The sequence below is a fragment of the Mesorhizobium sp. CA10 genome (assembly GCF_020165285.1).
In the GTDB taxonomy this organism is placed as follows: domain Bacteria; phylum Pseudomonadota; class Alphaproteobacteria; order Rhizobiales; family Rhizobiaceae; genus Mesorhizobium.
Map to the genome: position 1 here is coordinate 553,612 of NZ_JAIUHV010000002.1, position 26,837 is coordinate 580,448.

Sequence of the window (26,837 nt, forward strand, 5' to 3'; positions counted from 1 at the left end):
TGCACGCCCAGGCGGGCCGCCTTGCGGTCCGCCTGCCGACTTTTGAAGGGAACCTCCGGCCAAGCAGGACCGTTTCGCTGTTTTCGCCCCGCCACGAGTTCAGTCAGGAGCGAGCGATGGCGAAAGCCCCGCGTTTTAAAAGATGGAGCTCCGCGGTTGCCGCCACGCTTTTCGTGGCTGCGCCCCATGCGGCGCCCGCGGCGCAGCCGCTGGACAACGACAGGCCTGCCGCGGCAATCGTCGATTCCGATGTCCGGCAGGAAGAGGCGCTTTCCTCGACGGAGGCCGGAAAGGTCATCACTGCCATCGAGCGCACCCGCGACAACATCGGCACGGTGCGAAAGACAACCAAGCTCGATACGGTCGACATCGTGTTCCTGACCGACGCGGCGCGCAGCGAGGGCGGGCCGCCGCTGGCGATAGAGAACAAGGTGAAGCAGCATCAGGAGGACGTCGCCGAACTGCGCCAGGAGATCGAGGCGAACGCCCTGCTCTTCAACGCGATCGATTCGCGGCGCGTGCAGGCCGAGGACGTGCTCGCCGTAGAGTTCGACAATCCGGGGAAGGTCGTCATCTATGCCGCCGCCAAGCCTCCGAAGTGATGTGAGCGCGCCGGCGGACGTCACAGCTTGCCCATTACCTTTTGCTGGAAGCCATAGACCTCGCGTTTGCCGCCCAGCGGCACCAGCGTCACGTCGCGCTCCTGCCCGGGCTCGAAGCGCGTCGCGGTGCCGGCGGCGATGTCGAGCCGCATGCCGCGCGCGCTCTCGCGGTCGAATTTCAGGCCCTCATTGGTCTCGTAGAAATGATAGTGGCTGCCGACCTGGATCGGCCGGTCGCCGCTGTTGGCGACCTTGAGCGTGACGGTCGGCAGCCCCTTGTTGAGCTGGATCTCGCCCTTGGCCGCGATGATTTCGCCGGGGATCATCGCGCCCTCACAACACGCCGAAGGCGAGGCCGACGCCGGCCGCCGCGCAAGCCGCACCTGCAGCGCGCGCCAGGCTGCGGAAGCGCATGCCGAGGCTGAGGGCCGCCGCGATGCCCACGGCATGGAGAAGGGCCGTCGCGGCGGCGAAACCCGCAATGTATTCCAGCCCGCCGGCGTTTTCGGGCACTTCCGTGCCGTGGGCGTGACCATGGAACAGCGCGAACAGACCGATGACCGCGATCCCGGTCGAGACCGGCAGGTCGATCGCCAGCGCCACCAGCAGGCCAAGCGTCACCACGGAAGCGAGGATGCCGGGCTCGACGAAAGGCATCGGCACATGCAGCATGCCGAGCGCGCCGCCGGCCAGCATCACGCCGACAAAGGCCAGCGGCCAGGCCCAGATAGCCTTGCCGCCCTTAAGCGCCGCCCACAGGCCGACGGCGATCATGACCGTCATGTGGTCGAGACCGGACAGCGGGTGCGCGAAACCGGCGGCGAAGGACGAGGTCGTGGCGATGCCGACATGGGCATAGGCCGGCATGGCGGCTGCCAGGAAAAGGATCGCGGCAAGCGTGCTACGTTTCGTCGAAGCGGGGATCATCTTTCTGCCCTTCCAATTGAGCCGGTCAAGCGGCCTTGCGCGGGCCGCAGCCTTCGGCCTTGAGCACGCGCCTGGTCGACGGCGGATATTTCGTCAGCTTGGCCGCCGGCCGGATCGGCCGCGGCGCGAAATTGCCGCCGCAATTGGGGCAGACGCCACCCAGCACATTGTCCACGCAGTCGGCGCAGAAGGTGCACTCGAAGGTGCAGATCAGCGCATCGGTCGCATCCGGCGGCAGATCCTTGTCGCAGCATTCGCAATTCGGCCTGAGCTCCAGCATCTGTCTTCCTCCTCACCGGATCGGTTCATGCACGGTCACCAGCTTGGTGCCGTCGGGAAATGTCGCCTCGACCTGGACGTCGTGGATCATCTCGGCGATGCCGTCCATGACCTGGGCGCGGGTGACGACATGCGCACCCGCCTCCATCAGTTCCGCGACCGGGCGGCCGTCGCGCGCGCCTTCGACGACGAAGTCGGTGATCAAGGCGATGGCTTCGGGATGGTTGAGCTTGACGCCGCGCTCCAGCCGCTTGCGCGCCACCATCGCCGCCATGGCGATCAGCAGCTTGTCTTTTTCACGCGGCGTCAGGTTCATGCAACTTCCCGGCAATCGAAATCAGAGTGACCACAATTTAGGCAGGCCCGCCCGCCCATTGAGCAGTTCGACGAGCGGAACCAGCCGCTTGCGGAGCTGGTAGCCGTCGCCGGCACAGAGCCTCGCAAGAAGCTTGCCAGATCGGCCGACGCGCCAGAAACTGGCGCCGCCCCAACCACCGGTGGCGGGGTCGCCGATGATGGCGCGGGCCGGCTCCAGCAGACTTTCAGCCTGCGGCGACACCAGCAGCAATGTGGCGACGGCAAGCGCGCCGCCGGTCGCCGCCCGCCGCTGGAGCGTTGCGGCGATGTCCTGGCCGAGCCGGAAATCCTCCGCATGGACCAGCGCACCGCCCTGGCGAACCCGCCAGCGGTCACGGAAACTGCCTTGAACCATCCGCTCGCCCATCGCCAGCCGGCCGAACAGCGTGGCTTCGAGCATCAATGCCTCGGCATCGTCGCCAAGCTCGACATCCAGCGTGCGGACGAAGGCGGCCCAGTCGAAAACGATGGTTTCCTGCGGCAGCCAGGCGATGCGGCCGCCCGGACCGACACGCAGGTTGACGCTTGTCTCGGCCCTGTCGGCGGCGGCGCGATAGACCTTCTCGCAGGCCTGGGTGGTGACGGCGGCGGAGGCGTCGGCGCCGACCTCGACCGTCCAGCCGAGGCGATCGCCGCCGGTCAGCCCGCCGGCGGTGTTGATCAGCACCGCCTCGAGCGGATCGCCTTGCACCGCCGGCAGGCGGATCTTGGCCGATCCGTCCTGATAGAGCCGCCGCAGGCGCGTCCGGCCGCCGCTCTTGCTGCAGAAAAGCCTGCCCAGGCCGGCAACACGTTGCGCGGCAGGCAAGGGAGGGGCGGCCAAAGGCGAGGCAGGCTGGGATGTCAAAGTGTTGCCGATCATGTCCATGATTCCAGGTTAAGCACTCCGGCGGCTTTGTCGATATCGCTTGTTGCTTGACATCGTTTCGGTTTCTATAGAGGGAAGCCACCTTGGAGCGGTCGCGCGGCGCCTGACGAGGTAAGGGCAACGGCGTTTGTTGGGTCCGGGGATCAAAAAAAGAGGCGCTGATCAGTGGCGTCGGGCAACGACAGGGAAGGAACCGAATGGCTGACCAGCTGACGACCGAGATCATCGAAAAGATCAAGGCGCATGCCGATACCGGCGGCGAGGAAATCACCGCCAGCACCGATCTCGGCACGCTCGGCATCCATTCGCTGGAGCTGACCGAGATCATCTTCGATCTCGAGGAAAAGTACGGCATCGAGATCGAGATGAACACGGTCGATGCCTGGAGCAACCTCAAGAACGTCGGCGACATGGTCGAGGCGGTTCGCGAACTGATCGCGAAAAAAGCCTGACTGCATGCAAAAACGCGTCGTCATCACCGGTATTGGCGGGATTTGCGGGCTCGGCAACGATGCGGCGGCGATATGGGACGCCATGCGCGCCGGCCGCTCGGCCATCGGCCCTATCGACAATCCGTCGCTGCATGACCTCAAGGTCAAGACCGGCTGCGAAATCAAGCAATTGCCGGACCATGGCATCGACCGCAAGCAGGTCGTGTCGATGGACCGCTTCAGCCTGCTGGCCGTGATCGCGGCGCGGGAAGCCATGCAGCAGTCGGGCTTGACCGCACATGCCGACAACACCTACCGGATGGGCGCAATCGTCGGCATCGGCGTCGCGGGCTTCGAGACGATCGAGGAGAATTACCGCGCCATCCTGCTCGAAGGGCGCAACCGCGCCGCCATCTTCACCGTGCCGAAAGTGATGCCAGGCGCCGCCGCCGGCCAGGTCAGCATGAATCTCGGGTTGCGCGGCCCTGTTTTCGGCGCCACCTCGGCCTGCTCGTCGGCCAACCATGCGATTTCCTCGGCGGTCGACCAGATCAGGCTCGGTCGCGCCGACGTGATGGTCGCCGGCGGCACCGAAGCGCCGCTGGTGTGGGGCGTGCTGAAGGGCTGGGAGGCGCTCAGGGTGCTTTCGCCCGACACCTGCCGGCCGTTCTCGGCCGATCGCGCCGGGCTGGTGCTCGGCGAAGGCGCGGGCATGGCGGTGCTCGAAAGCTACGATCACGCGATGGCGCGCGGCGCCACCATCTTGGCCGAGATCGCCGGCGTCGGGCTTTCGGCCGATGCCTCCGACATCGTCGCGCCGACCATCGAGGGACCGGAAGCGGCAATGCGTTTTTGCATGGCGGATGCCGGGCTCAATCCGGAAGATGTCGACTACCTCAACGCGCACGGCACCGGCACCAAGGCCAACGATCAGATCGAGACCGCGGCGATCAAGCGCGTCTTCGGCGAGCATGCCCGTTCGCTTTCGGTGTCCTCGACCAAGTCGATGCATGCGCATTGCCTCGGCGCTTCGGGCGGGCTGGAGATGATCGCCTGCGTGATGGCGATCCGCGACGGCATCGTGCCGCCGACCGCCAATTACCGCGAGCCGGACCCGGAATGCGATCTCGACGTGACGCCGAACACGGCGCGCGAGCGCAGGGTGCGCGCGGCGCTCAGCAACAGTTTCGCCTTCGGCGGAACCAATGCGGTGCTGGCCTTCAAGACGGTTTGACCGCGGCCCACTGGTTGACTGTGTGTCCATGCCAAGCCGCTTGCCGGTGTATTGATCCCGGCCGGCCGGGATCCTAATTCTCCCTCACCCGCCAAAAAGCGCCGCCCCGCGCCAATCCGCATCCGGAGTTTGCGATGACCGACCTGTCCGCCTTTCCGATCGCCAAGCGCTGGCCGGCCAAGCACCCCGAGCGCCTGCAGCTTTATTCCGCCACGACGCCCAATGGCGTGAAGGCGTCGATCGCGCTGGAGGAGATCGGCCTGCCTTATGAGCCGCATTATGTCGATATCGGGAAGAATGAGAGCTGGACGCCGGAATTCCTGTCGCTCAATCCCAACGGCAAGATACCGGCGATCATCGATCCGGACGGTCCGGGCGGCAAGCCGATCGGCTTGTTCGAATCCGGCGCCATCCTGCTCTATCTGGCCGACAAGACCGGCAAGCTCATTCCCGCCGATCCGGCGCGCCGCTACGAGACGATCCAATGGGTGTTCTTCCAGATGGCGGCGATCGGCCCGATCTTCGGGCAGGTCGGCTTCTTCCACAAATTCGCCGGACGCGAGATCGCCGACAAGCGGCCGCTGGAGCGTTACCGCGACGAGTCGCGGCGGTTGATCGGCGTCATGGAAACGCGCCTGAAGGGTCGCAAGTGGATCATGGACGACGACTACACCATCGCCGATGTGTCAATGCTGGGCTGGGTGCGCAACCTGATCGGGTTCTACGAGGCGCGCGACCTGGTCGGTTTCGACGATTTCCCGACCGTTGCCGAATGGCTGAAGCGCGGCCTGGCACGGCCTGCGGTGAAGAGGGGCCTGACCATCCCGGCGAAGGGCTAGACTCTTATTTCGACTTGGCGCCGGTTCCCCTGCCAAGCATGGACGCGGCCAATCTTGCAGTCGCCACCACCGCGCCGGTCGCAACGCTTGCAACCGTGCGGATCGGACCCGGCCTGCTTGCGGCTGGTTTATGGGGCTTCTGCGCCTTGGCCGCGACCTTGTGGGCCGCGCCGGGCGTCACTTTCTTCGGCGCTGCCTTACCGAAGGTCGGCTTGGCGTCCTTCGATCGTTCGGCCGCCGCGGCGCCGGCTTGGGCTTGCGTCGTCCTGGATTGGCTGGCCCTGCTGGCCTTCTTGGGCGCGGTTTTTCTGCTGTTCGTTGCCATCTGACGGCTCCTGCATTCTCGGTTCGCAGTTTCGGAGGGAAAGCGTTCGCCCGCCTTCCTGGAATTGCTCCGGCGCCGGACAATTCGGGATAGGGTCATAACGGCCTGAAAACCTTAAAGTTCCCGCCGGAAAATATTGAAAATTGAGCAGGTTAACCAATAACCAAGGAACCAACGACCATATCGGCCGGCCGGCGCCGCGCCAGCACCCGCTCGATGTTGGGCATGTCGTTGGAGGCGATCCATGCGCGGGCGTCCTCGTCGGACTTGCCATGCTCGCGCCAGCGCTCCATCAGGCGGCTTTCGAGCTCGCCCCGCGGCACGTCGACGAAGATGGTGAAATCGAACAAAGGCGCCAGCCGCGACCACGGCTCCTCGTCGAGCAGCAGATAGTTGCCCTCGACCAGGATGAATTTGGTGTCGGTGCCGACGATTTCGGCCGCCGCGCGCGACAGTTCCATGCTGCGGTCGAACACGGGAATCGCGATATCGGGTTCGCCGGAGCGGATGCGCTTCAAGAGCGTCTCGAAACCGGCGAAATCGAACGTTTCCGGTGCGCCCTTGCGGGGGCGCAGGCCGCGGCGGTTGAGAATGATGTCGTCATAATGAAAGCCGTCCATCGGTACGACCTCGGATGTGCCTTCCGGCAGCAGTTCATGCAATGCAGCTGACAGTGTCGACTTGCCGGAGCCGGGCGGACCGGCGATGGCGACAACGAAGCGCTTGGCTCCGCCGGCGCGCTTGAAGATGGCGGCTGTGATATGGGCGATCTCGGACATCGGCGGCTTTCCGGCTGCGGTTCAGCCGACATCTTGGCGGGTGTCGGCAGAAAATTCAAACCTCGTTCCGAAGTTTAGGCGGCCTGCGCACCTTCGAGGTTAGCCGAGGCGTCCATCCTCGTCGCCCTGGAATGACGAACTCTCAGGCGCTGGCCGACGTCTCAATCAGGAACCGAGCCGCCGATGCGCAGGAACCCGCCGTCGAACGGCACCTCCCGCGCTGCCCCGCCGGCAACGATGAAACGCAGGCGGTCGGGCGCCGATTCCAAGCCGCTCGGCGGCTCCACGTCCGCGAACGGAACCCCACCGATGACATGGCGAAACGACACTGACCGCCCTTCAGCGAGTGCAAAGACTGTGGCCACGCCTTCATGCTTCAACCAGTTGTTGCCGAGCGAAGCGGCATGGCCGATCGCGGTGCGGCCGTCCTCGATGCCGAGCACGCCGAGATGGCGGCCGCTCCAGGGCGCGTAGTCGCGGCCGCCATTCGAGAACCACAGCATGGTGACCGGCAGTTCGGCCGGGTTCTTCAGCACCAGAACCAGATCCTGCTCGGCGCGCCGGGCAATCGCCGTCCAGCCCGGGCCGCCGTGATCCGCCTCGACCAGAGTAATGAAATCCTCGCGCCTGTCCTCCATGCGGTAGTCGGTGAGGTCGGTTGTGCCGCCGGCGGCGAGCGGGAACTTTGTGAGGTCGGCGGCGCGAGCCGGATAGGCCAGCATGAAGCGGCCGCGGGCCGGATCGGGCTCCGGCGGCATCGGCGGCGTGACGGCCATGCGCTTCGGCGAGAAGGCGAGCCTACCGCCGCCCGTCATCGCCGTCATCGGATGATGGGCGACGGAAATCGCGCCGGCGCCGCCGGAAAACATGTGCTCCTGGTAGAGGAAAGGATGGCCATCGCGCAGCGTGAAGACCTTGTCGACAGTGGCGCCCATGACCTTGCGGCGCAGCCGGAAGACGGCGCGCCAGCCTCCGGGAACCGCGCCGTTGTCGACGACGTCCCACTCGCTGTTGGCCGGCCAGCCATGCAGGGGCGCGGTCTCGACGTCACTGGTGGAGAAAGGCGCGCAGAGGAAATCGCCGGACAGGCGGACCGTGCCTTCGGGCAGGGTTTCCGGCAGGCTCTCGCGCGGCGTGCCGACCCAGGGCGCGCGGTGCAGGGGCTTCAGGATGCGGCCTTCGGCCTCGACCTCCATGGCACTGATGTGACCGACGGCAAGATCGAGCGAAACCGAGATGCCCTTTGCGTCGATGGTGAGCGTGTCCATGAATGCTTCCCGAATCTTTTCTCGCGGCAGCAAAGCCTGTCCAGCACCGGATACGCAAGCGTGATGGCTGGCAATTTGCATCAGGCGTTTTCGCCCCCGCCAACCTATCCTTCGTCATTCTAGGGCGGAGCAAGGAGCGAAGCGACGCGCGCAGACCCTAGAATGACGAAGGATAGGTCGTCGCTTCACGCGCGATAAAAAATCGCAAGAGAGGCGAACAGCGCCACGCTGAAAACGACCCTACTGCCTTTTATACTCCCTGACCGGCGACTTGGTGCCATCGGTATAGGTCACCTGCACCGCCATCGATTTCACGTCATCCTTGACCTTGAAATAGGGTTGGTAGTCGGAAGGAATTGCATAAGGGTCCTTGGCGTCGCAGGGCGGCATCTTGATCTCCTTGTCGAGCTCGGTTCCGTTCAGGCTGTAATGCACTTGCCTGATGGCGCAGCGGAAGGAGAGCATCTGGGTGAAATAGACCAGACCGCGATTGCCGCCTGCGTCGAAGGCGATCCACGACGTCCAGAACTGGTCGAGGATCTGCTTGTTGCCCTGCTGGAGCGCTGAATCCGGATCGAAGCGGATGTCGAACGGGCCGGTCTCACGACCGCGGATGTCGAGATATTTGATGCCGATATTGGTCGCCGCGGTGCTGTCCGGCAATTCGAAGCTCGGATTGGGCATCGGCTTGCCGGTGCGCTGGTCGTTCACGGCTATCAGCCCGGTGTCGGTGAACGGGCCATTGGCGCCGAGCCGCCAGGAAATCGCCGTCGCCGGCTCGGGCAGCGAGATCGTCATCGACCAGCCGGCGTTGGAGCGCGTCGGCGTCAGCGTCGGCACGAAGCGCGACGGGTCGAGCACGTCGCCCAATGCCGTCAGCCGCGCGCGGCTGCGGTCGAGCCAGTCGGCCAGTTGGGTCTGATCGACGAAATATTTGAGCAGGCCGCCGTCTTTTTCGTACGAAACGAATTTGGTCAGCGCGGTCGCCTCGCTGCGCTTGTCGGCCAGCGTCTGGCTGCCCAGGCGGTCTTCCGAAAATTCCTGCGCCAGGAGAAAGTAAGCCGGCGCGTAATCCGGGTTGGCGGCGATGAAGGCGTTGAGCTTGTCGAGCCGCTGGACATCGTCGAACTGCAACAGATGGACGAGCTTAATCGACGGCGCCTTGGCCTTTTCCGCCAGAGAACCCAACACTTCGCGGGCGCCCGCCTTGCCGTCCTGGACCCTGAGCAGCGTGGCGAAGCGCGTATAGGGGTCGATAGCGTCGACATCGAAGCCGGCAAAGGCAAGATAGGAACGGCGCGCGTTGAGCATGTCGCCGGCCAGCTCATAGACGCGGGCATTGTGATAGAACTCGTCCGGGCGCTTCGGATCGGCGATCGTTCCGCCTTGCGCGGAGAGCTGCGCGAAGCCCTTGGCGATGGTGTCGATCGAAGCGGCGATCTGCTCGGTGGTCGCCTGCAGCTTTTCGGCCTGCGCCTGCTGCTGTTCTTGGCCCGCGGCCAAGCTGTCGGTGGTCTGCTTGACCGCCTCCACGGTCTTCTGCGTCTCGGTGCCCTGTTGGGTCTGCCTGGTCTGCGTCAGCGCGATCTCTTCGGTCGTCTTCGCCATCGTGTCGGTGGACTTCTTGACCGCTTCGACGGTCTTCTGCGTCTCTGTGACGGTTTTCTCGATCTTCGCCACTTTCTGCGAGACGATGCCCAGCGACTGCTGCAGCTCGGCCACCGCCGGCACGAGGCTGGCGATCACGCCGTTCTGCGAATTCGTTTGCTGCTGGATGCCGTAGACGCCGCCGGCGATTGCCGCCGCGCTGGTGGCGAAGATCAGCGCCGGCATGGCTTTTGCCGCCAGCACCAGGCGCAGCACCATGGCGATGGCGATGATCAACGCCGCGACCGCGGCGCCGAGCGCGATATAGGCGGCGAAGGGTCCGAGCGGGTTGAGCACGTCGCCGACCGCGCCGCTGACAAAGGCGAAGCTCGCCGCCCATTTGCCGGTGCGGCTGAGCGATGCCCGCAGAAGCGAGGTGGTGCCCGTGGCGATTTCCGACATTGCCGATCCCCCAAAACCAAGCCGCGCGCATAGTAACGGAAAGGTGGGGCGGAAGGCAAAGCGTGGGTAAGCAGGTGGCCGGCGATTGGCGAAAGCCAAGCAGCATCCGATCTCCCCCTTGCGGGGGAGATGTCCGGCAGGACAGAGGGGGTGCGAAGGATCGCGGCCTTGCAGAATGAGCGATGTTCAATCAGGCTTCGTCTAAGGACATGGCGGCCACGCTGGCGGGACAGCACCCCCCTCTGCCCTGCCGGGCATCTCCCCCGCAAGGGGGGAGATTGGCAGCTTCGGCGAGGGCTCGAACCTCCAAAACCTGGGCAAATGCCTTATTGCCGCCGTTAACCAGTTGGACGCGGCACATGCGGTACGTTAGCTTCGCCGCATCGCAGCAACAGCTTTAGAACCGTCTTGCCCCGTCCCTTCCCGCTCCTCCAGAAACTCATCGCCGCGATGGCCCTGCTCCTGCTGGTCGCCGGCTGCACCACGGCCGCGCCGCCGGAAAGCGTGCTGGCCGTGCCGGCGCAGCCGCAGAAATATGCGGCGATCGTGGTCGATGCCTCGACCGGCAAGACCTTGTTCGAGGTGAACTCGAGGTCGCAGCGCTATCCCGCCTCGCTGACCAAGATGATGACGCTCTACATGCTGTTCGAGGCGCTGGAGTCCGGCCGCGTCACCAAGCAGACGCTGATTCCGGTTTCCGACCACGCCGCCTCGCAGCCGCCGACGAAGCTGCGCTTCCGGCGCGGCGAGACGATCGACGTCGATTCCGCCATCCGCGCCATGGTGGTGAAGTCGGCGAACGACGTGGCGGTGGCGGTGGGCGAGTATCTGGGCGGCGGCTCAGAGGACCAGTTCGCCGCCATGATGACTGCCAAGGCGCGCCAGCTCGGCATGACCGCCACCAATTTCCGCAATGCATGCGGCCTGCCCGACGACGGCCAGGTGACCACGGCGCGCGATATGGCGGTGCTGGGCATGGCGCTGGAAAAGCGCTTTCCGCAGCATTTCCACTATTTCTCCGAAAGCGACTTCATGTTCCGCGGCCGGCTGGTGCGCGGCCATAACGACATGCTGGGGCGCGTGCGCGGCGTCGACGGCATCAAGACCGGCTACATAAGAGCCTCCGGTTACAACATCGTCACGTCCTACAATGCCGACGGCAGGCATCTGATCGTGGTGGTGATGGGCGCCGACAGCGCGCGCCAGCGCAACAACCATGTCGAAGCGCTGATCCAGCGAAGCCTGGGGCCGACGACAGCCGATGCCGGCCAGCCCAGGCTGATGTATTCCGGGCAGCCGGCTTCGCCCCTGCCCGGCATGGCGCCGCCGGATTCGGCTTTGCCAGGGCTGCCGGCACCTGGTTCCGCGCCCCCTGCGTCGATGCAGGCTGGCCAGCCGGCGTCCGATCTGCCTTCGCCGGATTTGGCGTCGCCCAGTTCGCCGCTGCTGCCGACGCAGTAGCGCGGCGCCTTTCGACTTCGTCACGTATGGACGGCCCCTTTTGGCAAGAGGCAAATGGCGACGACGGCCCGGGGTCTGTCGAGGTTCAGGTCAGGCCGTACACGATGGCTTCCGAGAACCGGAGCGGAGCGTACTTAACTGCGTGAGCACCGGAAGCGCAGGAAACCATCGTTCGCAGGCCGGCATCACCTATCGGCGGAGCCTACCGGACCACCAGCACCGGGATCCGCGTCAGCGACACCACCTCCGCCGTCTGGCTGCCAAGCACCAGGCGGCCGAGGCCGCGGCGGCCGTGCGAGGCCATGACGATGAGGTCGCTGCCCTCGGCGCCCGCAACCTCAAGGATCGCCTCAGCCGGCGCCTTGTTCTCGACGTGGACGCCCTTGGAGGCCACACCCTTGGCATCGGCTTCGGCCTTGCATTTGTCGAGCACCTCGCTTGCATATTTGCGCGCGCTTTCCTCGTAATTGGTGAGCTCGTCGGCGGCGGCATAGCCGGCCATGGCGCCGCCCCAGGCCAGCGTCGGGAAAGGCTCGGAGACGGTGACGAAAGCCACGGCGGCGCCAAGGCCCACGGCCAGCTCCAGCCCGTGAGCGACGCCCTTCTGGGCTAGTTCCGAACCGTCGGTGGCGATCAGGATTTTCTTGTACATGGCGGCGATCCCTCATTTGCCGGATGGCGGGAGCCTGAACGCTCAGGCCTGATCTCGATATAGTCAGCCTATCAGGCCCGCCACAGGGGCCAGCTTGATCTGGATCAAGGCCAGGCGGCGGAGACGATTGCGCCAGGGGAGACTTGTCGAGGCAGCTTGCGCGGATTGGGGGTCTTTTCGCTTCTGGATTACCATCGAGGCGGCGGGTAATCGCTGAGGGCGGCGCTGCGCTATGCAATTGCGCGCGCATCGACGTGCGCTCCTCACCCTGCCGCCCAATCACAAGAACTTGTCTGTCATACGAGATTCATACTGACCATGGATATGCCGCGCCGGCTTGGCGTATCGTATCGCAAAGCCTCGAACAGGAGCACCGACCATGGCTAGCGACCCGAAGGCAGCCGCGCAGAAGCAGGCGGACAACGAGAACGACGTCGCCGGCGAATATCTCGAGGCGGAAACCGTGTTGGAGGATGCCCAGCACGGAGCCGACGAGATCCTCGAAGCGCCGGAAGTGCCGGATTCCGAACCGCATGTGCCCGGCCGGATCAAGCCGAAGAAAAAACCCTCGGCGATCAGCGGCCGGAAATTCCGCAAGCGCGACCTGGTGCGCATCGACGATCTCAGGCCCAGCCTTGCCGACCGCATCCGCTCCGACCATCCCGACCTGCCGCGCGGCGCCCGCATCAGCCGCGAGGAGCTCGGCCGCTACCGCATGCGCTACATGGAGGAGCTGCTGCAGCAGGAGCATGGCGAATTCTCCGAGCTCGACCGCCAGGTGGTGGAATCGATCGCGAGACAAGACACAATCTCGGAAAACTCGGAAGAGGAGTTCGAGGAGCACCGCTCCTTCGCCGACCGCGTCTCCGACACGATGGCCGAGTTCGGCGGCAGCTGGTGGTTCCTGATTTCGTTTGCTACCGTGCTTCTGGTCTGGATCGGCATCAACCTGATCGCCGGCTTGGCGCACGCCTTCGATCCCTACCCGTTCATCCTGCTCAACCTTCTGCTCTCCTGCATCGCCGCCATCCAGGCGCCGGTGATCATGATGAGCCAGAAGCGGCAGGAAGCCAAAGACCGGCTGCGCTCCTTCAACGACTACCGGGTGAACCTGAAAGCCGAGCTTGAAGTGCGCCACCTGCACGAAAAGCTCGACTATTTGATCTCGCGCCAATGGCAGCGGCTGGCTGAAATGCAGCAGATGCAGCTGGATGCGATGCACGAGTTGGCGGGTGCAAAGAAGCAGAAGCGGGCGACAAGGGCGGTGAGGAGGAGGGTGGCGAAAGTGGAGGCGGAGGGGTGAGACCCAGAAGCTTGGGTTCCTCGACAAAACGGACGTCCGAACGGCGGCGAGACCCGCGGCTTGCTCCGAAACGGTGGGCTCGGCGAAGCCGCGACGTCGAGGGAGCGCCATGTCCGATAAACATCGATGAGACAAGCAATCCGTCTCACGCCGCCGCACAATCGCCAATTGGCCGTTGAAGCCACGGGCGGCTTCCGCTATGAAGCCGTGGCTGGCCGGCTCACCGGCCGGTTCGTTTTCCGGTTTCCGGGAAGCACCCGTAGCTCAGCTGGATAGAGCGCTGCCCTCCGAAGGCAGAGGTCGCAGGTTCGAATCCTGCCGGGTGCGCCATTTTTATACTGTCAAAACAGGTGGTTAGCAAGGTATTTTTCCCGCGAGACGAGGTCGGGAAGTGCGTCGCGGAAGCACCACGGAAGCAGTCGGACATGTATTCGGGCTAGGCTTTGACCGATCACTGTGGAGTCAGACGCCCATTCCGCGCCAACTTACCACTGGTCGCGGCCGGGTGCAGCTTGTGGCTCCGGCTAAGGCCCAACTCTACTCATGGGACTGTGGTTTCTTCACGGTCAATATGTCGAATTTTCTGCGGGGGCGGCCGGAGACTGTCTAACGGGTGCTGGCTGAGGCATAGATCAGATTGCTATAGCTCACCTTTTTCGATATCATGAGTTATAGAAAGGGGCTCTATAGCTCATGGCATGGAATTGGGAGCAGGCCGACTGGCCGCATTTTACCTACGACAAGATGGCATTGGACCCGCTGGAAAGCGAGTTCCTATTGCGATCGGGCGAGTTCCTGGGCGTGTTTCGCCATGTCGGCCCCGATGACCGCGACCAGATCCGCATCGATCTAATCAGCGAAGAGGCCTTGAAGACATCCGAGATCGAGGGTGAGTATCTCAACCGGGAAAGCCTGCAATCATCCTTGCGGCAGCAGCTTGGGCTCGGAGGCGAGAATAGGCGCATACCGCCCGCCGAGCGGGGCATCGCCGAAATGATGGCCGACGTGTATCTGCATTTTGCCAAGCCGCTCTCGCATCGCACGCTCTATGCCTGGCACAAGATGGTGATGTCCGGAGAGCGACGCATCGAGACGATCGGCAACTATCGCCAGCACGCCGATGCCATGCAGATCGTCTCTAACCGGCTGGACAAACCCAAAGTGCATTTCGAGGCGCCGCCCTCATCGCGCGTGAAAGCCGAGATGGACGCCTTTACCATCTGGTTCAACGATACCGCGCCCAAGGGTAAGACTCCGCTTCCCGCGCTGACGCGCGCCGGTATCGCGCATCTTTATTTCGAGAGCATACATCCGTTCGAAGACGGCAACGGCCGCATAGGACGCGCGCTTTGCGAAAAGGCGATGGCGCAAAATCTGGGCGAGCCGAGTCTCATCGCGTTGGCCTATACGATCGAACGTCATCGCAAGGCTTATTACGACCGGCTGGAAGCCAGCAACAAAAGCAACGCGATTACCGACTGGCTGCTATATTTCGCCGACACGATCCTCGAAGCGCAGCGCGTAACGCTTGCTCGTGTCGAATTCTCCGTCGCCAAGGCCAAATTCTACGAGCGCCATCGGGATCAGTTCAACGAGCGCCAGGAAAAAGTCATCGCTCGAATGTTCCGCGAAGGTATCGACGGCTTCAAGGGCGGTCTTAGCGCCGAGAATTACATCGCCATCACCCAGGCGTCGCGCGCTACGGCGACGAGGGACCTGCAGGATCTCGTTGCCAAGAGTGCGCTGATAAGAGCTGGTGAACTCCGACACACACGTTACACGCTGAATATTTGTGACGATCGTGCGTAAATCCCATCGAAAGAAGAGGCAGGCTGTCAAAGAGCCTGCTTGCCTCAACATCAGTGAATGGCGGGCAGCTACCCGGCAGGAAGTGGTGGAATGGGTAACAGCGACAGGAAACCTAAGAAGAAGAAAGGCGGCGCCATTCTCGCGGTCAGGTCACGGCTTAGGCCGGTGGATATCTACTGTTATCTGAAAGCTCGCTTTGGCGAACCGAACGGTTTTCAAAACTTTCTGCGCAAGGATGACAGCGATAACTGGATACACTGGGACTACAGCCTCAAGGCCGGCGAGACCGACGTGTATATCTTGGGCATGTCGCGCGAGATTCATATCATGGTCGGCGAGGCGCTCACGCACCAGCAGTGGCGGGACCTGATTGTCGGTATTAGAACGGACTATGCGAGGATCGGTCCGCAGAAATCTGCCGTACTGCAGAGCCTGGAAAAATTCGTCGTCTTTCAGAATAAGTTTGTCAGTATCGCGGGCCTGTGCGCCGACTTGCACGCAGCTATTATCGATGCCCCGGCAAAGACGGCTTTTCCAGAAAGATCGCCAGGTGCCAAATCGCGGCTGAAAACTTTGGAAAAAGCCATGCAAGGAGTATCCACACGTGCGAACGACCTCTTCGGGAACTGTCTAAAGCTTCACCTTCTGATGCCGGTTATGGCCGAGGCCTTCATCAATATGGTGATCCTCATGTTCACCCGCGATGAAATCCGGAATGCCCCTGAAGCCTATCAGGCCTTCATCCGGGCTAAGATTCCCGACCGCCTCGCGCTGCTCAGCCAGCATTGCGATGGCTTTGCACGCGATATCGACAAGAGCACCAATGCCTATGCGCATTTCATGCGAGTCATCGATAAGAGAAATTTCGCATTGCACGGTAATGTCGATCCTATCCGCGAGCAGATCGAGGTGGTCTATTTCGACGGCAGACGCCCGCTCTTCAATATGCCAGGAAACCATGTCGAAAGGTTCTTCGAGCATCTCGAAGCGATTCATCGACCCGAAGAGATCGTGTCCGATTACGAAGCCGTCCACGCATTTCTGTGGGAAATTACGGAATGCCTGAAGCCTCGCACGCAGACGTTCTTCAAGCAAGTCATTGGGGATGCATACCCCGGGTTCGAAGTCCATAGGAAGCGGGCTACTCGCATCCTGCCCGACCATGTGATGATGGGTATGTTGCCAAGTGTGCTCTACGACGACGACCTCGTTGTTAAGTGGTGAGTGAGTCGATTCTTTGGCCCAATAGCTCTAGCCCACATAAGAATTGGCGCGACATGACAAACATGGAATTGGGAAACCCAGGGCGACCAAAGGCGCGTTCTCTCGAAAATATATTCGACGACTTGCGTGTTCTCGCGCAGAGCCCCGGGACATTGCATGATATTTCCGCCATCATGTATCGCGACTGGATCGTTGCTATTGATTTGCGAGAAGCTAAAGTTGCCGACGATCCAGAAAAGCGCTGGTCTACCACCAAGCTAAACAGCAATGAGTTCATGCTCTTGCTCGGGCTGATGGTTCAGTCCGCGTCGGATTGCACTTACTCCATCGTCAATACTGACATCGATTTTGCAGACAAAGCTGACAGACTTCTCAGGGAATTCCACGACCGGCTCACATTGGATTCGATGCCGGATTTCAGTGATCCTGGAAAGATCGAAAGGGCTCTGGGCGCCGCGGCTCGGGAAGCCATTTATTACGGTGCTGACAGCTTCTTTCTCCATCAGCTAGAGCGTTTTGCCCGAGACCGATATCGCGATGATTTTGAATGGCTGATCCGCAATGCTGGGCTTTCAGCGCGTCCAATGGTCGAAATTGCACGGTTCATCATGGAGCATACATCGCGGCAGATGTCAGCGATCAACGCGAGGAAGGAGGATGGAACGGTTCCGACCAAGGCAGATTTAACGGACAGCCTCTTGATCGCCAAAGCCGAGCTGATCAAGAAATTCGGTGCCAGCAAGGCGAAGGCCTTCATGGCCAAGTTCGCAACCCCTGTCACAAACGCAAATGCCAACTTCACGTCTGCGTTTGTTGTGAATCAAGCCAATCTTGCGCCGCTGATCGATATTGGGGAGCATCTCTATGCACCAAACGCATACAGGCTGGCTGAGAGCGTCTACGAGAGCCCGACCTATTGGATGATAGCCGACAAGACATATGTCGACATAGCAGCCAAGCATCGAGGTGCCTTTCTGGAGAAAGCAGCTGCTGACCTCTTTCGATCGGTATTCGGCACGGCGAATGTGTATGAGAACGTCACGATCCAGCCAAGCAAAAAGAAGACAGCCGGCGAAGCCGACGCGCTCATAGTTTACGGCGAGTTCGTGATCGTCGTGCAGGCGAAATCCAAGCGTGTGACGTTAACGGCAAGAGCGGGTGATGAAGAGGCATTAAACAAGGATTTCGAAGGCGCCATTCAAGCCCCATACCGCCAAGCCTACGAGTTTGCCGAGCTAGTCCAGGCCGGAGCGGAATGCAAAACGAAAGACGGCAAAGCACTGACGTTCCCACCAACGGTGCGGGTGTTCCCTGCCGTCATATTGAGCGACGCTTTTCCTGCTGCGACGTTTCTCTCAAACATCATGCTGAAGAGAAGCGACAGGATCGCGCCCGTCATTTGGGACCTAGGCGTTCTCGATTGTGTGGCGCGCATGCTGCCAACGCCCATCGAGTTTCTTTACTACCTTAAGTGCCGCTCGGACGTTTTTGATAAGATGCATTCGGATAGTGAATACAATTTTCTCGGCTATCATTTGAAATACAAACTGGCGATGGATCCTGAATATGACTTCATGCATCTTGAGAAGGATTTTGCCGAAATCGTCGAGGATTTTATGATGCCGCGGGACGTCGGGGTGAAGACGGTTCGCCCAGTTAGCATCCTTGAGCGGTTGGACATTCCGGTTATCTCCGAATTGTTCAAGAGCCTGAAGACGGCACCCCCCGAACTGGCATCGGTAGTCATCGACCTCTACGATTTTTCCTATGGCTCGCTGACGGACTTATCTAAAACCGTGCTGGCAATCCGAGAAGAAGTTGCGGCGGGCAAGGAGATGAAATCGTTCTCGATTCTAACAGAAACAGGCGGTCTTACCTACTTGGCTTGCCGGACTCTGAACGACAAAATATGGCTGGCCGCTGAGGCAATCGGCCAAAAACACAAGTACGATTCGAAGCGAGATCGATGGTACGTCATCGTGGACGACATCAGCACATCAGCGCCTGTCGATGCGGCCCTCCCGCTGGTGGAGAAGTGGCATGAGGATGCTGATCTAGCCGAAAACTCCCGCAAGGTAGACGAACTATTCAAGACCAAATGGCAGCCACGTGCCATTCTCCCTAGGCATCAGAAGAATGGGCCGAAGTTGACATGACTTGGCATTCATTTGGGGATTGAATGACACGGGAGGGGTGCACGGAGAACCCCAATTGAAGGTTGGCGGCCCGGTTTTCCAGACCGATGAGGTTGGCCGCGATCGCTTGATATTGCCTGCAGTTCGCCTGAACGACGGATCGCTCAGGCCGCCCAAGCGGTAGGCTGCCGGCGATTTTCTTCAAGTCGTCGAGGATCGAAGCAATATGCGGCCAGGGAAAGTCTGTTGGATCATCGATATCGCGATCTGCGCCAGCGATGATTTCGAGCTTGGCGACGATGCCAAGAAGCGACCGCGCCTGTATGTGGGGAAGTTTGTCCTGAAGCTTTAAAACCGCCGTTGTGGCCTCGACCTCCGCTTGGCAAGCGATCGAATAGCCGACTTTCTCATCGATCGCTTTTGGGTCTGCAGCGCCGAGAACGCGCCTCTCTAGGCGCTGTTGAAGTCGGCAAAGGACATGCGAGACATGCTGCGCCCGCGCCCAATCTCGCAGCAGTTGAATTGCAGGGTCTGCATCCGGCAACCGGTCCAACGCGTTGGCAGTCTTGCCATTCGTGACGGGAGGCATAGTCGTGCTATGGTCGGAATCAGCCATGATCCGAGCTCCGCAAAGCCTAGGCGTGGTCAGACCGTTGGAGGCGGACGCACCACTTCCAACTGTCGTTTCCTAAAACAAGCATATTTGCGCTTTTTGCGCAACAGGGCATTTGAACAATGAAGGTAAGTGCGGCCCAAGTTCGCGCGGCCCGTGGGCTCCTCGACATTTCTCAGCAGGAACTGGCGGATTTATCCAAGGTGAGTTTGAGGACGATCGTGCAATTCGAACGTGGTTCGAAACCCGCATCTGAATCAATCCTCCAAGCGCTGAAGCTGTCACTCGAAGCTGCCGGAATAGAATTCATTCCAGAGAATGGTGGCGGCCCGGGCGTGCGCTTGTCACGCAATCACTGATCTTCTGTTCGCCATGCGACGGGATTTTCGATCCATTGATTTACGTCTGATTCCCGCCAACCCGCACCGTTGACGCTGATCTTGATCTGAGCCGGGAATGTGCCTTCGGCGATTTTGCGGTACATCGTTGAGCGGGACAGGCCGGTCCGCGCCAGGACGGTTCTAAGGCGAATGATACGATCCGGTTCAGGCATGACTGCGTTGCCTTCGCTGAGAGCATTTGGCACCTGTTGGAACCAAACAGGACAACCCAAGGCTCGCAGGCAATCAGATTTGTCATCTGATCGATTTGGGGCGTCGGAACGGCGGCAAATCGGATGTTTAGATTCCTATGCCACGCCCGCTGCCAATGCCGTGGTTGAACGCGAGTTCCACACCCAGACGGCGGCCGGATTCGACTTGGATGCCGAGCACCTTCTTGTGATTGGCGAGTAGCGATTCCAGTTGGGGATCGCGTTCAAGGCTCTTGGCCATATCGGACATGGCCGCACGCGTTGACTTGTAGCCGGACATGTCGCCGGCCTGATATTGCTGCTGTGCCGTCCGATCGAGTCTTTGCCAACGTTCCATGAACAGGTCGGCGCGGCGGCCGGGATTGATGTCCATCCCGGTGCGGATTTCCGTCTCAAGCTGGAGAGCAAGCACGATGCGGTTGACGCGGCCGGCACCCGCCTCGCGGACAAGTTCGGGATTTTTCACATATGCCGCTTCGGCATCGCGCCAGCCATGCGGCCGCACCTTCTCGAAAGCGCTACGCGCATCTCTCAATTCGCGCATCTGCTCGGGACTGCCCTGCCCGTCTGCATTTCCAGTACTGAGGATCGCGTCGAGCGCACGCGCGTGCCGAACAAGCGCCTTCGTGCGAGCGCTGCGCAATGCCGCTTCCGCGTCCACCGGCACATTCACGTCGGGCGGCACGCCTGTGGCGAGATTTCCTCCGCCGGGCGTCCGGCCTGCATCTCCGATCCGCGCGCCAACACTTTGCCTTGCCGGCCCAGGTCCACGTTCCTGCATCGGCTCGCCGTCTTCGGGAGAGCGCAACCCGTCCAGCAGCCCGCCAATCCTGTCACGCAGCTTCTCCGGAACGATCCGGCGCACGATTTCGACCACACGCTGTCGAAAGGTGATCCCGCGTCGCTCGGCATAGGTCTGCGCCGGGTCGACCTGGTCGTAATCCGACGCCATGTCCTTGGCGCGATCGCGTGAGAGCGTGCGGACGAGCCGGTCTCGTGTCGCGAAGTCGTCGCTGCCGTAGTGCAGTTCCATCCCGTCGCGATGCCGCGACAGGGCAACGTAGCTGCCATGGGCATCCATGCCCGGCGTTGCCAGCACATGGGTCCGGTCGACGGTCATGCCCTGAGCCTTGTGGATGGTCGCGGCATAGCCGTGGTCGATGTGGGCATAGTCTTTCAGGTCGAAGCGCACCGACCTGCCGTCGTCAGTGCGAGCCGTCATGCTCTGCGTGCTGACCTCTTCGATCACACCGAGCGTGCCGTTCTTGACGCCGAGCGACCGCTCGTTCCGCAAGAACATCACCCGGTCGCCACTGGCAAAGTTTCTCGCGCCGCGTTCCACACCCACGTGAACATCGTCGCCGAGATCTCCAGCAACGCGCATGCGCTCGCGCGCTGCCTTGTTGAGCGCGCGCACTTCGTCGTTTGTGTGAGTGAGGATGATGCGGCTTGCCTCTGGGTCTGCCTGCCTGTCGCGATCCCAGCGTTCGACCAGATCACTGCGGGCCTCATCGCGCGAGGCAGCCCGGTGCACCATTCCTCTGTCGTCATAAGCGCCGATCGCAGCGCCGATCCTGCCGGTCGCCAGATCGCGCGTGGCGTCACGCTGCCACTCCTCGCGCTGCCGGCGCACTTGACCGATTTCGACGCCGCCATGGCGCTCATGAATCGAACGGAATGCGGCGCCCGCCTCGATCGCCTGCAACTGCCGCGGATCGCCGACCAGCACGACTTTTGCGCCAACGTCCGAGGCGTGGGAGAGCACGCGCTCCAACTGGCGCGTGCCGACCATGCCTGCCTCGTCGATCACCAGGATATCACGCGCTTTGAGCAGATCGCGGCCCTGTCCCCAGCTGTGTTCCATGCTGGCGATGGTTCTCGACGAGATGCCCGAACCGCTTGTGAGATTCTCGGCCGCAATGCCGGAAAGTGCCGCGCCTCGGACCTCATAGCCGGCGGCTGCCCATGCCTGGCGCGCAACACCCAGCATGGCGCTCTTGCCGGTACCGGCAAAACCGACAACGATACCAAGACCGCGGTCATCTGTGATGTGATCCAGTGCATCGGTCTGCTCGTCAGAGAGAACAAGGCTACGATGCTTGGCATCCGCCAACGCCGTCGCACGATCCCGGTCACTCACAGCATGCTGCCGCTCGCCGGCCATGCGTTCTGCCGCGCGATGCAGGCGCTGTTCCGTTTCGATCATTTGCCGGGTGGTGAAGCGATCGGCACCGCGTCCGTCCTTGCCGAGTTCGACCAGATCGGGTGCGTTGCCGATGGCTGCCGCCACCGTGTTGAACTGCTCCATCCCGTCGCTGTGTCGGTGCGAGAACTTCGCAATGTCTTTTCGGGTGAAGGTCGATTGCTGATGCGTGATGGCATCCAGCGCCACGGATGGATCGGCAATAATGCGATCGCCATTGTTGCGCGCGATCTGGCGGTGCAGTTCGGCGCGATCCGCTTCAATGCCGGCAGCGTCAAGGCCACCGCCCTCGATGCGTTGCGCCGGTGCACCAATCTGGGTTTGCGGCTCAAGGGCAATGCCCTGGGCTTCCAGACTGCGATGGTCGATGCGGGCGTCTATGTCGAGTTCGGCAAGCCGCTCATTGGCAAGCTCGGCCCATCGCTCGCGCCAGCGCTCGACCAGCTCAGTGCTGTTCCAGTCGCGGACTTTCGGACCAAAGCCGTTCTCGTCCACCGACCGCATGGTCAGCATGACATGAGCATGAGGTTTTGGACTGCCATCCTCTGCCCTGTCCCAATGCACATTGAGATCGGCGACCATGCCCCGGCTGACAAACTCGGCCTGCACGAAGTCGCGCGCCAGTCCGATGCCTTGCGCGTGGCTTAGTTCGCGTGGAAGGGCAAACTCCACCTCGCGGGCAAGCTGCGCATCCTTCCTCACCTCGAAAGCCTCGACGTCGTTCCACAGCCGTTCGCGGTCGCTCCAGGCGCCCAGTGCATTCTCTGGCAAGATCACCTCGGAATGGACGACACCGCGCTTAGCCGAAAAGTCATGGCTGCGTTCGATGCGCTCGTCGCGCAGCCGCGAGGCCGAGCGGTAGGCGGCCGACGCCACGGCACTTGAGCCAGCTTTGCGGCCAATGACCTTGACGTGAAGATGATAGATCGCCATCGCGACCAGATCATTTGCACGGCAAAGCGAACGTCGGCACGACGTATAAGCGCGCCCTCCCTCGAAAAAATCTCGGGAGCGACCAGCCCGTCCCGGGCTGTCTCGGCAACCCTGAAGCCTTCAGGCAAGTGCTCGTCTATCATCGCCGCATTGACGTCAGATGGAGACGGCCATGCGTAAACCACGGGATTTCGACGCGGAACTGAAGGCACTGGAAGAAAAGGCGCGGGAACTCAAAACGCGAAAAGTGCAGCAACTCGGCGAACTGGTCATCTCGACCGGAGCCGATGCGCTCACCGCCGATGAACTGGCGGGCGCATTGGTCGCCATCGCCGAGGCGAAGGATGCCGGAAAAAGGGAGGCATGGGCGAAGCGCGGGGCCGCTTTCTTTCAAGGGCGGGCGCGGCGATCTGGGTCAGCGCTTAACCGCGACAACGGCAGCGCTCAAAGGCAACCGGGCGGCGCGCAGTCGCCATCAGGCGGCGCGGGCGCGGCATGACATGCGCATATGGCAGGTCGAGCGCCGCAAGCGCACGCGCCATCTGATCGAACTCGGCGGTCTCGTCATCAAGGCCGGGATCGTCGACCTGACCGGCGATGATCGTGCCACCATCTATGGCGCGCTGCTCTGGATGGCCGACAAGCTCAAAAGCCATCAAGGGGCACAGGCGCGGGCGCTCTGGGCAGCAAAGGGAAAGCAGGCGTTCGAGAATGAATGAAGTACATCAGCATCGCCAAATGACAGGGCCCGTTTGGCCGCCATTGAGACAGGCGGGCGCAAGGTCTCGAACAGACGTGGGGCTCCTTATCGACCATTGAGCGACCCGCAACGGCAGATACCGATGTCTTGGTACTCGTCCACCAATGTCCAACAATAACTCTGGATCAGCGTTTCGCGTTGCCCGTCTGCCTAAAGCTTGCTCAGGCCCTCGCCGTTCAGCTGACGCACAGCTTCCATGACAACCCCGTGAAAGTCGTGCGACTCCCTCGCTGGGCCGGCAAAGCTGGCGCCTACCAGTTGGGCCATCAGTACGCGCAACACGGGACCCGATATCCATGCCGACAAGAATCGATGCTAGTGAAGCGCGCCGGTGGTTTGCCGAAGACCTGCGTGTCTCGTCACCTGTCTTGCACAATCCTGCGGTCATCGAGGCCTTCGCAAAGGTTCCGCGCGAACATTACCTTGGCAACGGGCATGGCGTATCCATTCGCGATTGCAAATCGGAGCGAGCCATACCAGCCCTTCAGCCGCACTTCATGAGATTTACCATGACGTTCTGGTCTCGCTTGACGAAAGACGCGGACTAACAGCGGCTTGCCGTCGCTTTGGGCCTTGGTTTTCGACCATCTGAACACCGCTCCTGGCCAGACCGTGCTTCAGGTGGGCGCCGGTGCCGGCTATTTCACCGCCATCCTCGCTGAGCTGACGGATTCTGGAGGACGCGTGATCGCCTATGAGATCGACGAAGAATTCGCGCGGCGCGCGCAAGCAATCTTGCTCATTATGCCCAGGTCGAAGTGGTATCCGGTGATGCACCGCAGGCGGTTGATCTGCCGGACCTCGATGTCGTTATCGCCTTTGCCGGAGTAACGCACGTGCCGGAACGGTGACTTTCGAACTTGTCCGACGCTGGCCGGATGGCGCTGCCGTTCACGGGTCAAAACCAAGGAGGTTTCATGATGCTTCTGGAAAGGGCTGGCGATAAGTTCCCTGTACGATCACTTGTGCCATGCGGGTTTTACCCCTGCAGCGGAGCCGGGCGCAGTGAGGAAGAAAAGGTCGCGCTCAAGGCTGCGCGAGGCAAGGTCACCCGTCTCGCGTAATATCACCTAGGGCGACCAGCAAATGGCATCGAGAACGCTTGGCTGGTGACCGACATATACTGGTTTCGAAAGCCTAGCGATCGATATCAATCTCGCGTGTCGCCGTTGCAGCGTGCGACACGGCTTTCGACGAGCGATCTATGCCGTCGGGAGCAGTCCGAAGCATCACTATTGCGTCCTGAATTTCCCCGATCCGGGCGTGGGGATTGCGGCCGCGGTCCTGGCCGGCTGCAGCGTAGGCTGCCTCTTGTCCGACGACTGACCAGACCCGTCCCGTACAGCACCATCCGCCGAGACGTCTCCGACCAGCGACGCAAGTTCGGTCTCGTCGAGCGTCTCGGTCTCGAGCAGCCTGCGTGCCGCCCTTTCCAGCACGTCGCGCCGCTCGGTGAGGAGGCCGACGGTTCGTTCGAACGCGGCCGCCACAATGTCGCGTACTTCCGTGTCGATGGCGTCGGCGGCGGCTTCGCCGTAATCGTGCTCGCGCGGTCCGCCGGCGAGCGGGTTAGGGCTCAGGAAGGAGCGCGGGTCCTTTTCCAGCGCCACGTGCCCGAGTTTTGCCGACATGCCGTAACGCGTCACCATGGCGCGCGCTATGTCGGTTACCTTGGCAAGGTCATCGGCGGCTCCGGTGGACAAATGGCCGAATACGATCCATTCGGCCGCCCTGCCGCCGAGCAGCACCGCCATCTTGTTGTCCAGCTCCTCACGCGTCATCAGGAAGCGGTCCTCGGTCGGACGCTGGATAGTATAGCCGAGCGCGCCGACGCCGCGTGGTATGATCGACACCTTGTGCACCGGGTCGACGCCAGGCAGCGCCATGGCTACCAGCGCATGACCCATTTCATGATAGGCGACGATCTCGCGCTCCTTCGGGTTCAGGAGCCGATTGCGTTTCTCCAGTCCCGCGACGATGCGTTCCACCGCATTGTTGAAATCGTCCATCGTTACCGCATCCGCCTTGCGGCGCGTGGCGAGCAACGTCGCCTCGTTCACAAGATTGGCCAGGTCAGCACCGGTGAACCCGGGCGTCAGCGCCGCCACTTTTCCGCATCGACATCCCTCGCCAGCTTGGCCTTGCTCATGTGAACCTGCAGGATCTTTATGCGACCCTTCTTGTCGGGCCGGTCGACCAATACCTGGCGGTCGAAACGGCCGGCGCGCAGAAGTGCCGGGTCAAGGATTTCAGGACGGTTCGTCGCGGCCAGCAGCACGACGCCGATCTGCGGATCAAAACCGTCGAGTTCGACCAGAAGCTGGTTGAGCGTCTGCTCCTTTTCGTCGTGGCCGCCGACCGCGGTCCCGCGGGCGCGGCCAAGAGCGTCGAGCTCGTCGATGAATATGATGGCGGGAGCCTTGGATCGCGCCTGTTCGAAAAGATCGCGCACGCGCGCGGCCCCGACCCCTACGAACATCTCGACGAACTCCGAACCGGAGATCGAGAAGAACGGCACCTTGGCCTCGCCCGCGACGGCCTTGGCGAGGAGAGTCTTGCCGGTGCCTGGCGGTCCGACCAGCAGCACGCCTTTGGGCATGCGTCCTCCGAGGCGGCCGTATTCGCCCGGGTTCTTCAGAAAATCCACAATCTCTTGCAACTCGGCCTTGGCCTCGTCGACCCCCGCCACATCGTCGAACGTCACGCCGGTATTGGCTTCGACATAGATTCTGGCCTTGCTCCTGCCAATTTGCATCAAACCGCCGACGCCGCCGTCCATGCGTCTTAGAAGCAGCATCCACAGGCCAAAGAAGACGAGCACCGGCACAACCCAGGAAAGCAGGTCGCTCAGGAAGGTGCTTTCGACCTGGCCAGTCACAGTGACACCGTGTTCCTGCAGGTCACGGGCGAGGTCCGGCTCGACGCGTGTAGTGATAAACAGCGGCCTGCCGTTTTGCGGCTCCTTGAAGCGGCCCTGGATAAAGCGGTCCGAAACCTGCACCTCAGCGATCTTGCCGGCATTCAGAAGGGTCTCGAACTGGCTGTACGGTATCTGGGCGACGTGTTGCGTCGTGGCATAGATGTACTGGACGACCATCACGCCCACGAACGCCGCAATCCAGTACCAGATATTGAACTGCGTCTTTCTGTTGCTCATGTCCATGGCGGCCTCCACAGGGGAACGGATATAGGTC

At 61.9% G+C, this 26,837-nt stretch carries 25 protein-coding genes, 1 tRNA gene and 2 pseudogenes; 14 read left to right on the forward strand and 14 right to left on the reverse strand.

The genetic code is table 11. The features are described 5' to 3' along the window. Window positions 1-116 precede the first annotated feature (116 nt). Window positions 117-602: a hypothetical protein gene (locus LB535_RS06075; RefSeq protein ID WP_224631541.1), complete on the forward strand. Its 486-nt coding sequence runs from the start codon at window positions 117-119 to the stop codon at window positions 600-602. Window positions 603-622: 20 nt separating this feature from the next. Here the strand turns inward: LB535_RS06075 and LB535_RS06080 are convergent, their stop codons facing one another. Genes LB535_RS06080 through LB535_RS06100 form a run of 5 tightly spaced genes read right to left on the reverse strand, consistent with a single transcriptional unit; the run spans window position 623 to window position 3,027 of the window. Continuing rightward, the gene (locus tag LB535_RS06080; RefSeq protein ID WP_224631542.1) at window positions 623-928 is read right to left on the reverse strand and encodes an urease subunit beta; all 306 of its coding nucleotides are present in this window, start codon (window positions 926-928) and stop codon (window positions 623-625) included. A 7-nt stretch (window positions 929-935) separates the two neighbouring features. After that, window positions 936-1,529: a HupE/UreJ family protein gene (locus LB535_RS06085; RefSeq protein WP_224631543.1), complete on the reverse strand. Its 594-nt coding sequence runs from the start codon at window positions 1,527-1,529 to the stop codon at window positions 936-938. Window positions 1,530-1,554: 25 nt separating this feature from the next. After that, entirely contained in the window at window positions 1,555-1,809 is a 255-nt protein-coding gene (locus tag LB535_RS06090) for a DUF1272 domain-containing protein (RefSeq protein ID WP_224631544.1), read from the reverse strand. Window positions 1,810-1,821: 12 nt separating this feature from the next. Then, a complete protein-coding gene (locus LB535_RS06095; RefSeq protein WP_041003069.1) occupies window positions 1,822-2,124 on the reverse strand; it encodes an urease subunit gamma in 303 nt (100 codons plus the stop codon). A gap of 21 nt (window positions 2,125-2,145) precedes the next feature. Continuing rightward, window positions 2,146-3,027 carry an urease accessory protein UreD gene (locus tag LB535_RS06100; protein WP_224631545.1) on the reverse strand — a complete coding sequence of 294 codons (882 nt, stop codon included), beginning with the start codon at window positions 3,025-3,027 and terminating at the stop codon, window positions 2,146-2,148. Between the two features lie 203 nt (window positions 3,028-3,230). Here LB535_RS06100 and LB535_RS06105 point away from each other — a divergent pair, with 203 nt between their 5' ends. From LB535_RS06105 to LB535_RS06115, 3 genes are all read left to right on the forward strand, one after another. Continuing rightward, on the forward strand, window positions 3,231-3,485 hold the full coding sequence (locus LB535_RS06105) for an acyl carrier protein (RefSeq protein ID WP_041003067.1): 255 nt from the start codon (window positions 3,231-3,233) through the stop codon (window positions 3,483-3,485). 4 nt (window positions 3,486-3,489) lie between these two features. Then, window positions 3,490-4,698, forward strand: coding sequence for a beta-ketoacyl-[acyl-carrier-protein] synthase family protein (locus LB535_RS06110; RefSeq protein ID WP_224631546.1), 1,209 nt, complete (start codon window positions 3,490-3,492; stop codon window positions 4,696-4,698). A gap of 134 nt (window positions 4,699-4,832) precedes the next feature. Then, window positions 4,833-5,537, forward strand: a complete 705-nt coding sequence (locus LB535_RS06115; RefSeq protein ID WP_224631547.1) for a glutathione S-transferase family protein — start codon at window positions 4,833-4,835, stop codon at window positions 5,535-5,537. Between the two features lie 4 nt (window positions 5,538-5,541). Here LB535_RS06115 and LB535_RS06120 read toward each other — a convergent pair whose 3' ends face one another. From LB535_RS06120 to LB535_RS06135, 4 genes are all read right to left on the reverse strand, one after another. Beyond that, the gene (locus LB535_RS06120) at window positions 5,542-5,862 is read right to left on the reverse strand and encodes a hypothetical protein (protein WP_224631548.1); all 321 of its coding nucleotides are present in this window, start codon (window positions 5,860-5,862) and stop codon (window positions 5,542-5,544) included. Window positions 5,863-6,014: 152 nt separating this feature from the next. After that, complete coding sequence (locus tag LB535_RS06125) at window positions 6,015-6,641, reverse strand: nucleoside triphosphate hydrolase (protein ID WP_224631549.1); 627 nt, start codon at window positions 6,639-6,641, stop codon at window positions 6,015-6,017. Window positions 6,642-6,802: 161 nt separating this feature from the next. Then, on the reverse strand, window positions 6,803-7,909 hold the full coding sequence (locus tag LB535_RS06130; RefSeq protein ID WP_224631550.1) for a hypothetical protein: 1,107 nt from the start codon (window positions 7,907-7,909) through the stop codon (window positions 6,803-6,805). Window positions 7,910-8,149: 240 nt separating this feature from the next. After that, entirely contained in the window at window positions 8,150-9,958 is a 1,809-nt protein-coding gene (locus LB535_RS06135) for a methyl-accepting chemotaxis protein (protein WP_224631551.1), read from the reverse strand. Window positions 9,959-10,408: 450 nt separating this feature from the next. On the opposite strand from LB535_RS06135, the pseudogene LB535_RS06140 reads away from it, so the two are divergent. After that, window positions 10,409-11,254 (forward strand): annotated as a pseudogene (locus tag LB535_RS06140) (D-alanyl-D-alanine carboxypeptidase family protein); the annotation flags it as partial. Between the two features lie 367 nt (window positions 11,255-11,621). Here LB535_RS06140 and LB535_RS06145 read toward each other — a convergent pair. Then, window positions 11,622-12,071, reverse strand: coding sequence for a universal stress protein (locus tag LB535_RS06145; protein ID WP_224631553.1), 450 nt, complete (start codon window positions 12,069-12,071; stop codon window positions 11,622-11,624). A gap of 379 nt (window positions 12,072-12,450) precedes the next feature. Here LB535_RS06145 and LB535_RS06150 point away from each other — a divergent pair, with 379 nt between their 5' ends. The 5 genes from LB535_RS06150 to LB535_RS06170 all read left to right on the forward strand — a co-directional run bounded on the left by LB535_RS06150 (window position 12,451) and on the right by LB535_RS06170 (window position 18,563). Continuing rightward, entirely contained in the window at window positions 12,451-13,374 is a 924-nt protein-coding gene (locus tag LB535_RS06150; RefSeq protein WP_224608179.1) for a DUF1003 domain-containing protein, read from the forward strand. A 253-nt stretch (window positions 13,375-13,627) separates the two neighbouring features. Then, window positions 13,628-13,704, forward strand: a tRNA-Arg gene (locus LB535_RS06155). Between the two features lie 363 nt (window positions 13,705-14,067). Next, a complete protein-coding gene (locus tag LB535_RS06160) occupies window positions 14,068-15,183 on the forward strand; it encodes a Fic family protein (RefSeq protein WP_224546577.1) in 1,116 nt (371 codons plus the stop codon). Between the two features lie 90 nt (window positions 15,184-15,273). Next, the gene (locus LB535_RS06165; RefSeq protein ID WP_224631554.1) at window positions 15,274-16,407 is read left to right on the forward strand and encodes a hypothetical protein; all 1,134 of its coding nucleotides are present in this window, start codon (window positions 15,274-15,276) and stop codon (window positions 16,405-16,407) included. 53 nt (window positions 16,408-16,460) lie between these two features. Further along, on the forward strand, window positions 16,461-18,563 hold the full coding sequence (locus tag LB535_RS06170) for a nuclease-related domain-containing protein (RefSeq protein ID WP_224585957.1): 2,103 nt from the start codon (window positions 16,461-16,463) through the stop codon (window positions 18,561-18,563). On the opposite strand, the gene LB535_RS06175 is transcribed toward LB535_RS06170, so the two are convergent. Next, window positions 18,529-19,158, reverse strand: a complete 630-nt coding sequence (locus tag LB535_RS06175) for a hypothetical protein (RefSeq protein ID WP_224546559.1) — start codon at window positions 19,156-19,158, stop codon at window positions 18,529-18,531. The genes LB535_RS06170 and LB535_RS06175 overlap by 35 nt on opposite strands. A 119-nt stretch (window positions 19,159-19,277) precedes the next feature. Here LB535_RS06175 and LB535_RS06180 point away from each other — a divergent pair, with 119 nt between their 5' ends. Continuing rightward, window positions 19,278-19,514: a helix-turn-helix domain-containing protein gene (locus LB535_RS06180; RefSeq protein ID WP_224525795.1), complete on the forward strand. Its 237-nt coding sequence runs from the start codon at window positions 19,278-19,280 to the stop codon at window positions 19,512-19,514. On the opposite strand, the gene LB535_RS06185 is transcribed toward LB535_RS06180, so the two are convergent. Together LB535_RS06185 and traA are read right to left on the reverse strand one after the other, a co-directional pair. Beyond that, on the reverse strand, window positions 19,508-19,708 hold the full coding sequence (locus LB535_RS06185) for a helix-turn-helix transcriptional regulator (RefSeq protein WP_224525796.1): 201 nt from the start codon (window positions 19,706-19,708) through the stop codon (window positions 19,508-19,510). The genes LB535_RS06180 and LB535_RS06185 overlap by 7 nt on opposite strands. A gap of 127 nt (window positions 19,709-19,835) precedes the next feature. Further along, entirely contained in the window at window positions 19,836-22,883 is a 3,048-nt protein-coding gene (gene traA / locus LB535_RS06190; RefSeq protein ID WP_224585954.1) for a Ti-type conjugative transfer relaxase TraA, read from the reverse strand. A 172-nt stretch (window positions 22,884-23,055) separates the two neighbouring features. Here traA and LB535_RS06195 point away from each other — a divergent pair, with 172 nt between their 5' ends. From LB535_RS06195 to LB535_RS06205, 3 genes are all read left to right on the forward strand, one after another. Continuing rightward, window positions 23,056-23,382: a conjugal transfer protein TraD gene (locus LB535_RS06195; protein ID WP_224546657.1), complete on the forward strand. Its 327-nt coding sequence runs from the start codon at window positions 23,056-23,058 to the stop codon at window positions 23,380-23,382. Between the two features lies 1 nt (window position 23,383). Next, window positions 23,384-23,602: a conjugal transfer protein TraD gene (locus LB535_RS06200; protein WP_224546555.1), complete on the forward strand. Its 219-nt coding sequence runs from the start codon at window positions 23,384-23,386 to the stop codon at window positions 23,600-23,602. Window positions 23,603-24,198: 596 nt separating this feature from the next. Continuing rightward, window positions 24,199-24,474: an rRNA adenine N-6-methyltransferase family protein gene (locus LB535_RS06205; RefSeq protein WP_224546553.1), complete on the forward strand. Its 276-nt coding sequence runs from the start codon at window positions 24,199-24,201 to the stop codon at window positions 24,472-24,474. A gap of 401 nt (window positions 24,475-24,875) precedes the next feature. On the opposite strand, the pseudogene ftsH reads toward LB535_RS06205, so the two are convergent. Then, window positions 24,876-26,806: pseudogene (gene ftsH / locus LB535_RS06210) on the reverse strand (ATP-dependent zinc metalloprotease FtsH). Window positions 26,807-26,837: the final 31 nt, after the last annotated feature.